This window comes from Candidatus Enterococcus ikei (assembly GCF_017316105.1).
In the GTDB taxonomy this organism is placed as follows: domain Bacteria; phylum Bacillota; class Bacilli; order Lactobacillales; family Enterococcaceae; genus Enterococcus_L; species Enterococcus_L ikei.
This window is the reverse complement of sequence record NZ_JAFLWD010000009.1, coordinates 34399-45434: the sequence shown is the minus strand read 5'-3', so window position 1 is coordinate 45434 and position 11036 is coordinate 34399. Positions and strand designations below refer to the sequence as shown.

Below are 11036 nucleotides of genomic sequence, written 5' to 3'. Positions count from 1 at the left end.
TTTCCTCAGACTTTTGTTGTTACGGGCGTTTTCTTTTTCTCTCGCACATAATTGTCTATCTCTACAGCAGCAACTTTTCCAGCACCCATGGCCAAAATCACTGTTGCTGCACCTGTAACGATATCTCCGCCGGCAAAGATGCCGGGAATCGATGTTGCTCCCGTTTTTGGATCCGCCTCAATGTAACCCCATTTTGTTAATTTAAGTTCTGGGAAAGTGGATAACAACACTTTATTGGACCCTTGACCGATTGCTTCGATCACTGTGTCAGCTTCGATAATAAATTCACTATTTTTAATTGGAACAGGACGGCGCCTTCCTGATTCATCTGGTTCGCCTAGCTCCATTTCGATGCATTTCACACCATTTAAATCGCCATTGCCATTGTTTATATATTCAATTGGATTGGTTAGCCAATAATACTCAATCTCTTCTTCGACAGAATGATGATATTCTTCGATGCGTGCCGGCAGTTCTTCAAGCGATCTGCGATAGACGATACTAACTTTTTCTGCACCTAAACGTTTCGCTGATCGTGCTGCATCCATAGCAACATTTCCGCCGCCGATCACAACAACATTTTTGGATCGTTTGATTGGTGTATCATAGTTTGGAAAGTCATAACTATGCATCAAATTGATTCGTGTCAAATATTCACTAGAAGAATAGACTCCATTCAAAGCTGTTCCAGGAATCCCCATAAAGTTAGGCGCTCCAGCTCCAACAGAAATGTAACAAGCATCAAATTCGTTGATGATTTCTTCCATAGTGATTGTCTTGCCAACAACAACATTGGTTTCGATCGTCACACCTAAAGCTTCAATACTTTCGATTTCTTTTTTTACAATTCTTTTAGGCAATCTAAATTCTGGAATGCCATAAGTCAAGACACCACCAGATTCATGTAAAGCTTCGTAAATGATAACTTCATAATTCAATTTGGCTAAATCACCTGCAACTGTCAATCCAGACGGACCGGAGCCAATCACAGCGATTTTACCGATTTTTGGCTGATCACTTTGAATAAGTTTAGTAAAATCTTGATTTTCTAAAGCCCAATCAGCCACTAAACGTTCCAGTTTACCAATCGCTACTGGTTCAAAATTTTTAGCCATTCCTAATTTACAGACTTTCTCACATTGCTTTTCTTGAGGACAAACTCTACCGCAGATTGCCGGAAGATTCGTATATTTGCCTAAAACAGCTGCTGCTGCTTCCATATTACCTTCTTTAATCGCTACTATAAATCCTGGAATATCGATCATCACTGGGCAGCTAGCAATACATGGTGCGTTTTTACATTGTAGACAACGAATTGCTTCAGCTTGCCCTTCTTCAATCGTATAGCCTAAACAGACTTCGTCAAAATTCGATTTTCGAATTGCTGGTTTTTGTTCAGCAATTGGTGTTTTAGTTCTGCTTCTTCTAGCCATGAGAGATCACCTGCACTTTTTGATAATCCGCCAAGGATGTTTCTTCTTCGGTCGCATATTGTTTCATTCGACTGATAAATTCATCCCAATTGACTTCTGTTCCTTTAAATTCCGGACCATCAACACAGGCAAATTTGATGTTGCCATCAATAGTTACACGACAACCACCGCACATACCAGTTCCATCGATCATGATTGGATTCAAAGAAACATAGATTGGTAAATCATGTTTGGTTGCAGTCATTGTACAAAATTTCATCATCATGCTTGGTCCAATCGCCCAACTACAGTTGATCGATTCTTTTGCAATCACTTGTTCCATAGCTTGCGTTACAAGTCCTTTCATTCCAAGCGTGCCATCATCTGTTGTGATAATCAATTCATCAGAATATTGACGACATTCTTCTTGAAGAATAACTAGTTCCGAAGTTTTGGCACCGAGAATTGTAACCACTCGATTTCCAGCTTTTTTCAAGCTTTTTAAGATTGGGAAAATCGCTGCAATTCCTACGCCACCTCCTACGATCATCACTGTACCGTAATTTTTTATTTCTGTTGGCATGCCTAGCGGTCCAGTTAAATCTAAAATGGAATCGCCAGTACTAAGTTTGCCAAGTTCAGCTGTTGTCTTGCCGATTACTTGAAAAACCAAACGAATAATTCCTTTAGAAGGTTCAGTATCTGCGATCGTCAATGGAATTCGTTCGCCAAGTTCATTGATCCGCAAAATAACAAATTGACCTGGTTGAGCTTTAGCAGCAATTCGAGGGGCTTCGATCCAAAAATCGTATTCATTTTTTGAAAGTTGCTCACTTCGGGTTATCTTATACATATGAACCACCGTTAATGAATGAATGCATTCACATTTCCTTCTTTCATACGACTTTAGCTTCTCTTTACAAACCTGCTGTTAATTCTTTTACAAATTTTTTCAGTGCCTCGATATCTTCTTCTTCTGCATTATTTTCGATTTCAACCGTTTCGGCTACTTTTTTTGCTCCTGTTTTCTCCAATGTTGCCACAAAATCATGAGCAGATTTACAGAATAAATCCCCATATTCACGATCACCAGACCCAACAACACCGAATATTTTCCCTGCTAAATCTTTTTCTTCTAATTCATCATAAAAGTCTTCAAACTCAAACGGTAATTCACCGTCACCATAAGTATATGTTGCGATCACACATGCATCAGCATCATCAAAAAAATCAACATCTACTTCAGAACATTCTTCTCTTTCTACATCAAATCCTGCTTCTTGAACAGTATTTTCCAAAATTTCTGAAATCTCCTCTGTATTGCCAGTCATACTTGCATAAACGATTTTTACTAATGCCATATTTACTCATCCTCTCATCTTTTTTACAAAATATTTTCAAGAATAAAAAGTTCATTTGTAACCCTTTTCATTCTTTTCATACTTATTAGCAAAAACTCTTTAACCTGAGAATCTTTGAAAGACGTTCTCTATTCAAATTACCTTTTTCACATATTAGAAAATTAAAAAAACGCTTTCTTTTTTTAAGAAACAGAGTATTCATAAAACTTCACTTACACTATACCATACATTTATCCTTAGTAACAATATTTTTTAGGTAAAAAAAATAATTTTTAGCTTCTTTTTTTAATAGTTAACTTCTATATTTTTTAAAATAACTTTTTCTGCCTGCCTAACATGAAAACAGCTTCCAAAACTGCACCACCCAAAGCTCTAGCTTTATCTGATATCGTAAAGCAGTCGACTTGGTCGACCGGCCGTGGATCTACATCGCCACATTTTAAGCCTTCAGAACAATTGACTTGATCTGAAATCAAGCCTCTTAGAACACCATCCAATGGAGAGTGAACGGCCATTTGATCAACATAACAAAGTACTTCCCCTTTTTTGACGACATCACCAATCTTTTTAGCATGTTTGACATTGCCTGATGCTGGTGAGTGAATGACTCGTTCTGCACTTTTTCCGCCAATTTCTCCAGGAATTCCAGTATTAGGTATAGCTCCACCCTCAAAATATAAGCGCCCTAAGTAATGTCCTCTCATCGTTTCAATCACGACATCAACATCTGTTGGTGCTGAAAATCCTGGTCCTAAAGCGATTGTGATAGGAGCCATTGATTTTTTTGTACCTAAATTTCTTTTAGCTAAAATTGCATCGACTAAAACTTGTGGGTTGAGCATCGCTAGCGAATTCGCATTGGGATCGATCAGCACCGGAACTTGATTCTTTCGCCAACTCTCATAGCATTCTTGAACGGAGGTAACTAAAACTGCTTCTAGATCTTCTACCTGCTGTTTATTTTGAAAGACAGCATTACATAATGCTACAGTTCGACGAATCGCAAGTGGTTGGGCTGTTTCTAAAACGACTACTTTAAAACCTGCGTGAACTAATTTTTGGATAACGCCCGTGGCTAAGTCTCCACCACCGCGAACAGCAATGATCGTGTCAGATATTCCTGATTTCACCTTTCCCATAAGATCGTCCCTTCTCCCGACTGAACATTACAGGCTATCACTTTACTCAATCGTTTTAATAACATATTTGGAAGTAAAGAAAACACTTTTTTTGCCTGAAATAGTTGTTCGGATGTTTCTACTTGATTGATACATAAAATGCGCTGCCCTTGGCTTTTTGCAAATAATCCTGTAGGACTGGAAATAATTTCTGCTAACGTTTCTTCTTTGATTTTTTCGCCAGCTTCAATGCCAGTTGCTCGTGTAAAAAGTGGCAATCGATGAACCGTTGTTTGGTCAAGAGACTTGCCTAAAACTGAAATTGGAAGTAAACCGACCGTTACAGTTGTTTCTGGTAAAATAACAGGTTCGAAAGTCTCCCAGCCTTTTAACGGCAACTGCTTGGAACCGTCTGCTTCAAGAAACACCTTGTCAAATTTATGAAAAGATTCCTGAAAATCAATGGGTGGTGCGCTTAATTTATATTTATTGGCTGTATACGATCCGGCTAATGTAATACCTTGCCCATCTTGACCCATGTTTGAAAAATCTTCACTATAAAAATAATCATACGGCCGATCAATGGGATATCCGATTTTCGTGGTTGTACTAACCAAAACTTTTTCTTTTCGATAGCCATTAGCTAGATACCACATTAAGCTTGTTTTTCCCCCACTGCCAATCAATGAAATGACATGATGTTTTTGAAATTCAAAACAGTCGATCAAAGGAGACATGGCGTATACGTCCTTTCATTATTTCTGCTCTCGATTTTAAAAATAGCTTCAATCGGTACATTTTCAGCTTTCAAACATTCACACCCAACGGCTAAATCTTGCGCCGCTAACCGTAGACAAATCCCACAAAAATCACCTAGACTAGTTGGTAAAGCCATCACCGAAACAGAAATGTTTGTATTCATTAATGTTTTTTCACCATGAATGGCGTAATGAGTATTTTGAAAAGTTAATAGATAATCCATTTTTTTCACCTCATTAAAAATTAATAACTTTTTTTGCTTGTGCCATTACTTCTGTGATTCCATACATATTCGTTATTTCTCCAATAGCTAACGTTTCTTTGAGCTGGTAAAAGTCCAAACAAGCACCGCACGTACTTATTTGCGTCCCCTTTTCCAACAAAACCTTTAGATCGTTCAACACACTAGATTGTTGATTCGTTAAAAACGCCCCGCTATTGAAAAATAGTAAATGTTCTGGTGGCGTATCTAATTCCGTCAAAGAATAAATGTAGCTCTTTAGTAATACTTCCCCTAAATCTGGATCGCCATCGCCCATGGTTTTTCTGCCAAAAGCAATCACTACTTCACTCGCAGTATCTTCTGGTCTGTTTTGTTCTTGTCCATTAGGTACTGTTATTTCAATCAAGATTTCATCTAAATCCAACGTCTCATGAGTAGTTTTTAGGCCTAATCCCGTAGTCATCTTCTCAATATTTTTAACAGCAACTTCATTATCAACTAAAATTTCTACAGTTCCTCCAATGCTTTGTATCTCTCGAATCGCTTTTTTGGCTTCGATCACAGGAATTGGACAAGGTTTTCCTAGCGCATTGATCTTTTTCATCTTGGTTCCTTCTTTCTCATAAAATAATGATGGACTGATTGGATTCTTTTTCGCAAACTTCCCCAATGATCGTCGCTATTGGATCATCTTTTTGGATGGATTCAAGGCATTCTATAGCTTGTTCTGCTGGAATACTTAGCAATAAACCACCCGAAGTTTGCGGATCGAACAACAGCTCTTGGAAAGCTGGTTTAACATAAGTTAAATCAACTTTTTCTTCCATAAATTGACGATTTCTCTGTCCTGCAGCAGTCGCTAAAAATTCTTCCGCATACATATATGCCTCAGGTAAAAGTGGTAATTGCTCTGTATCAATTACAAAGGTGACTGTTTCTCCAGCCATTTCTGATGCATGTACCAGCAGACCAAATCCAGTAACATCTGTACAAGCATTGACAGAAAACGCACGCATCTTTTCTGCAGCATATTTATTTAACCGCTCCATAGAAGCAATTGCGGCTTGTTCTGCTTTTCGGGTAGCCACTCCGCCTCTAACTGCAGACTGAATTAACCCAACGCCAAGAGCTTTGGTAAGAATCAAAACATCGCCCACTTGAGGCGTGTTATTATGAATTATTTTTTGAGGATCGACTTGACCTGTCACAGCTAATCCATACTTAGGTTCATGATCATAAATCGAATGTCCGCCAGCTAATGAGGCTTGTGCTTCTTTTAGTTTTTCAGCCCCTCCATAAAGAATTTCTGAAAGAACCTGCTTGTCTAGCTTTTCTGGAAGACACACAAGATTTAAAGCAAAAAGCACCTCGCCACCCATCGCATACACATCACTCATTGCATTGGCTGCAGCAATTCTACCAAATGTGCGCGGATCTTCCACCATGGGAGAGAAAAAATCTACCGTAGAAATCAAAGCCAGATTTTCAGATATTTGGTAAATGGCGGCATCATCTGCTGAATCAAAATCTACTATAAGTTTGTCATCTGAAAATTTAGGCAATTTGCTTAAAAAACCAGCTAATTCATCGGGGCCAATTTTAGCTCCACACCCGCCAGATGTACATTGAGATAAAAAATCCATCTTTTTTCTCCTTTACCGATTTTCTAATAAAATGTCTTTTAATGCCGCTAATGTATAATCGATTTCCTCAGTCGTTGTTTGCCAACCAAAACTAAAGCGAACAGCCCCACTTTGTACGGTGCCAGCCGTTTGATGTGCTAAAGGTGAGCAATGTAACCCCGATCTGGTAATGATTTGATAGCGGTCAAATAACAACTGAGCAAGTTCTCCTGGATCAATATTTGGGGCTGTGACCGAAACCACAGGTACAGAATTGATTGCATTCTTCCCACCTAAAATACGAATTGGTAATCCTTGTAACCCAGTTAAAAATCGTTCTGTTAATGTTCTTTCATGCATTGCAATCGTCTTTAACCCAATATTTTGAATCTCTTGAAGTGAACTTTTTAAGCTTAAAATTCCTAATGTATTCAGTGTCCCTGGTTCAAATTTATCAGGTAAAAAATCAGGTTGCCTAAAAGATAACGAAGCGCTGCCTGTTCCGCCACTCACCCAAGGATCGAGTAAGTTTTCTACATTTTTACCTAAAGCAAATCCACCGATACCAGAAATTCCCATCAAACTTTTATGTCCTGTGAACGCTAAAACATCAATAAACATAGCTTCCATATCTATCGGCAAAAAACCTGCTGTTTGCGCACTGTCCAAAACGGTTAGGATGCCATGGGACTTCGCTATTTTAAAACACTCTTTCACGGGCAAAATCGTTCCTAAAACGTTCGATGCATGAGTCATCACCATAACTTTGGTTTCTGGTCGGATCATCGATTCCATTTGTCTAGGATCAAGCTGTCCATCAGCTTCACAAAATAAATGAGCCACAGAAACATTATGCTCAGTTTCCAGCAAATACAACGTTCGGGCAACAGCATTATGCTCTACCGCTGTCGTCAAAACATGATCCCCGGATTTTAATAAACCATTTAAAATCATGTTTAGCGACATCGTTGCGTTTGCCGTAAAAATAATATGTGCTGGATCAGGTGCGTTGAAAAACTTGGCTAAAGATTGACGAGTTTCAAAAATCAATTCAAGTTCATTTATATTTTGTGAACTACGATTTGTATTTAAATTGTTATTGGCTACTAAGTATTGGCACAATTCATTGACTGTCGCCTTAAATTTGTGGTTTGACGTGGCTGCATGATTTAAATAAACTGGCTGTTTCATTTTTATTTCCCTTCCCAGCGTTTTGATCGATCAATCGTTGATATTCTTCTGGTGTATCGATATCTATCAAGTATTCAGGCGTTTTTACTTGGATTTTTCGCCAAGCTTCTGGATGATTCTTACGAACACAACGTCCACCGGCACTTCCAGTGACCTTAAGTAATTCCGAGCGAAACTTTTCACCAAAGAAAATTGGGCTGCACGGAGCATCTAGTTGATCCACAGGAAAAACGATCGTCTCTTTTGAATACGCAGAAAAAAGTGATTCAAGTAATTCTTGATTTAATAACGGCTGATCGATTGGAAAATAGAGATAGCCCTGTCCTGAAGCAACTTTTGTTCCTAAACGAACACTTGAACTTTGCCCTTTTTTTGCTTCTGTATTTTGAATAACTTTTAGATCTTTAGGCAGAGTTAATCCCTGCAAATTTTCAGGTGAAATGACTAAGATCCGTTCAAAAAAAGCGACTTCTTTCGTAAGTTTTAGTGTGCGTTCTAAAAAGCTTTCTCCTTGATAATCAAGAAATAGCTTATTTGTCCCCATTCTTGAAGAACATCCTGATGCCATGATGATTGCACTTATTTTCAGCATTCGTCTGCTCCTTTGATTTATTCAATCATTATGATAAAAACGCACCCAATTTTATTTTAATCGGATGCGTTTTTTGCGCCTTTGTGCGTCGTTTTTTAAGCGCATCACAGAATCGTTTAGTTATTTTTTCTTTTTTTGGTAGAACGTGTCTTCCATTGGTAATGTAGGTCTTAATTTTCCGTCTAAAGCATAGTAAGCACCTGCTAAAGCTGGTGCAGTTGGAATCGTTGCCAATTCTCCCACACCTTTGATCCCATAAGCTAAACCATCATGAATGTTTTTGGCTTGAACTAAAATTGTCTCGATTGGTGGTACTTGGACCGCATTTAGTAGACCTAACGTAGCATATTTTGCCTTAACATACCCATCTTCCATAACAAATTTTTCTGTTAAAGCATATCCCATACCCATCACGATTCCACCTTCAATTTGTCCTTCTGCGGCTTTTGGATTAACGACTTGACCCATATCATAAGCGGCAACAAATTTTTCGACTTTGCCTTTTTCATCTAATATTGCCACTTCAGCTGCATATCCATAACCTGCGTGACTAACGGGACTTTTCTTATCATTGATCAATGGATCTGTCTTAGCTGAATATTCTCCGTAAAATTCTTGTCCTTCTAAATCAGATAAAGCACGTCCCATATCTAGCTCATAGCGCAATTGCATCGCAGCTCTTCTCGTTGCTTCACCTGTAAACAAGGATTGTCTAGAAGCTGTTGTTGTACCAGAATCTGGTGTTCGACGCGTATCTGGTGCTTCTGCAATGATCATTTCTGGTGGTAGATCCAATGTTTCACAGGCAACTTGTGTTGTTACAGTTGCCATGCCTTGACCGATACAAGCCGCACTGGTTCTTACGTGGACTTTACCGTCTTCTACTGAAACAATACAACGACCAACATCAGATAAGCCAACACCGATCCCGCTATTTTTAAAGAAACAGGAAATTCCAGCAATCTCAGCATTTTCATAGGCTTCTTTAACAGCTAATAACGTTTCTTTCAACGCTGCATTTTTTGAAACCAACTGACCATTTGGTAAAGAATCACCTGGTTCAACTGCATTCTTATAACGGATATCCCATTGAGAGATCCCAACTTTTTCTGCTAATAAATTGAGATTACTTTCAATCGCAAACGCAGTTTGGCAAACGCCGAACCCTCTAAAAGCTCCCGCTGGCGGATTATTCGTATATACAGCAAATCCTTCCACATCAATATCTTGATATTTGTAAGGACCGGCCGCATGTGTACATGCCCGTTGAAGAACTGGACCACCTAAAGAAGCGTATGCCCCAGTATCAGCATAAATCACAGCTTTCATCGCAGTTAAATTCCCTTCAGCATCACAACCTGTAGTAAAGTCCATTTCCATACCGTGCCGTTTAGGATGAATCATCAAGCTTTCTTGACGGCTAAGTAATACTTTCACTGGCTTTTGCAAACACCAAGCTGCAAGTGAGGCATGGTGCTGAACACTCATATCTTCTTTTCCACCAAAACCACCACCCACAAGTTTGGCTTGAACATGAATCTTTTCTTTTTCGACACCTAACATCCGTGCAACTTCCCGCTGTTCATCATAGATACTTTGACCTGCGCTATAAAGTAAAATACCCGATTCACCTTCTGGCATTGCAATTGCACACTCTGGTTCCATGAATGCGTGTTCGTTGATTGGAACGGAATAATGTTGGGTCACCACATATTTAGATGCGGCCAACTGCTCGTCAGCATTTCCGCGAGTAAGATGCTCATGAGATAAAACATTGCCTTTTTCATGGATCAACTCTGCATTTTCTGCTAAGGCCTCTTCACATGTGATTATTGGTGTCAGTTCTTCATAATCAACTTCCACTAGCTCTTTGATTTCCTCTAAAGTTTCTTTATTTTTTGAAACAACTAATGCAATTGCGTCACCCACATAACGAGTGATTTCGCCTTCTGGTATCATGACATCCCAATCAGAAATGAACTCTAAATGCCCAATTTTATTATTTCCTGGCACATCTTTAGCGGTCAGCACTGCCACACATTCTGGATGTTCTCTGGCTTTGCTTGTATTGATCTTTAAGACTTTAGCTCGTGGATATTCACTTCGGACAGCTGATGCATGAAGCATACCTTCAACCGTGATATCATCCACATATAGCCCTGTGCCTAACGTTTTTTCAACTGCATCTACTCGTTTGAAATCTTCACCTAGTTTTCCATTTGAATGCTCGTTTGGAATGCTCAACTCTTCACGAATCATTTTGGCAGCTAGTTGAATGGCTTCAACAATTTTTACATAGCCTGTACAACGGCAGATATTTCCACGAATGGCTTTTCGGATTTCTTCATCACTAGGTTCTGCTTTTTTGTTAAGCAATCCATGAGCTGAAATCACAATCCCAGGAATACAATAGCCACATTGAACAGCGCCTGTTTTAGCAAAAGCGTAAGCATATACATCTTTTTGTGACTGACTTAGTCCTTCGATCGTGAGAACTTCTTTGCCTTCTAGCTTTTCTAGACTAAATAAGCACGCTTTGGAAACCCTTCCATTAATCAACACCGTACAAGCACCGCAAGAGCCTTGATTACACCCATCCTTGGTTCCAGTCAACCTTAAATCCTCACGAAGAAAGTCCATCAACTTCTTATTTGTACCACAAGTTTCAGTCTTCCCATTTACTACTAATGAATACATTTTTCTTTACACCTCAATTTCTGTTATAAGTATAGCTTTTAATCACTATGATTATACCATA

At 38.9% G+C, this 11036-nt stretch carries 11 protein-coding genes; all 11 read right to left on the bottom strand.

Annotation, left to right across the window (positions count from 1 at the left end; all coding sequences use genetic code 11):
* Positions 1-5: 5 nt before the first annotated feature.
* On the bottom strand, positions 6-1433 hold the full coding sequence (gene gltA, locus JZO69_RS04285; RefSeq protein WP_207111663.1) for an NADPH-dependent glutamate synthase: 1428 nt from the start codon (positions 1431-1433) through the stop codon (positions 6-8).
* Positions 1426-2265: a sulfide/dihydroorotate dehydrogenase-like FAD/NAD-binding protein gene (locus JZO69_RS04280; protein WP_207111662.1), complete on the bottom strand. Its 840-nt coding sequence runs from the start codon at positions 2263-2265 to the stop codon at positions 1426-1428. The genes gltA and JZO69_RS04280 overlap by 8 nt, the downstream gene beginning before the upstream one ends.
* A gap of 64 nt (positions 2266-2329) precedes the next feature.
* Positions 2330-2773, bottom strand: coding sequence for a flavodoxin (locus tag JZO69_RS04275; RefSeq protein ID WP_207111661.1), 444 nt, complete (start codon positions 2771-2773; stop codon positions 2330-2332).
* A gap of 308 nt (positions 2774-3081) precedes the next feature.
* Complete coding sequence (yqeB, locus tag JZO69_RS04270) at positions 3082-3912, bottom strand: selenium-dependent molybdenum cofactor biosynthesis protein YqeB (protein WP_207111660.1); 831 nt, start codon at positions 3910-3912, stop codon at positions 3082-3084.
* The gene (yqeC, locus tag JZO69_RS04265) at positions 3900-4628 is read right to left on the bottom strand and encodes a selenium cofactor biosynthesis protein YqeC (protein WP_207111659.1); all 729 of its coding nucleotides are present in this window, start codon (positions 4626-4628) and stop codon (positions 3900-3902) included. The genes yqeB and yqeC overlap by 13 nt, the downstream gene beginning before the upstream one ends.
* Positions 4616-4873, bottom strand: coding sequence for a putative Se/S carrier protein (locus tag JZO69_RS04260; RefSeq protein WP_207111658.1), 258 nt, complete (start codon positions 4871-4873; stop codon positions 4616-4618). Before JZO69_RS04260 ends, yqeC begins: the two co-directional genes overlap by 13 nt.
* Positions 4874-4886: 13 nt before the next feature.
* Positions 4887-5477, bottom strand: a complete 591-nt coding sequence (gene yedF, locus JZO69_RS04255) for a sulfurtransferase-like selenium metabolism protein YedF (protein WP_207111657.1) — start codon at positions 5475-5477, stop codon at positions 4887-4889.
* A 16-nt stretch (positions 5478-5493) separates the two neighbouring features.
* Positions 5494-6516 (bottom strand): selenide, water dikinase SelD, encoded by a 1023-nt coding sequence (gene selD, locus JZO69_RS04250; protein WP_207111656.1) that lies wholly within the window; start codon positions 6514-6516, stop codon positions 5494-5496.
* Positions 6517-6528: 12 nt separating this feature from the next.
* Positions 6529-7686 carry a selenocysteine lyase SclA gene (gene sclA, locus JZO69_RS04245; protein ID WP_207111655.1) on the bottom strand — a complete coding sequence of 386 codons (1158 nt, stop codon included), beginning with the start codon at positions 7684-7686 and terminating at the stop codon, positions 6529-6531.
* Positions 7634-8278: an NTP transferase domain-containing protein gene (locus JZO69_RS04240; RefSeq protein ID WP_207111654.1), complete on the bottom strand. Its 645-nt coding sequence runs from the start codon at positions 8276-8278 to the stop codon at positions 7634-7636. Before JZO69_RS04240 ends, sclA begins: the two co-directional genes overlap by 53 nt.
* Before the next feature lie 120 nt (positions 8279-8398).
* Positions 8399-10975, bottom strand: a complete 2577-nt coding sequence (xdh, locus tag JZO69_RS04235; protein ID WP_207111653.1) for a selenium-dependent xanthine dehydrogenase — start codon at positions 10973-10975, stop codon at positions 8399-8401.
* Positions 10976-11036: the final 61 nt, after the last annotated feature.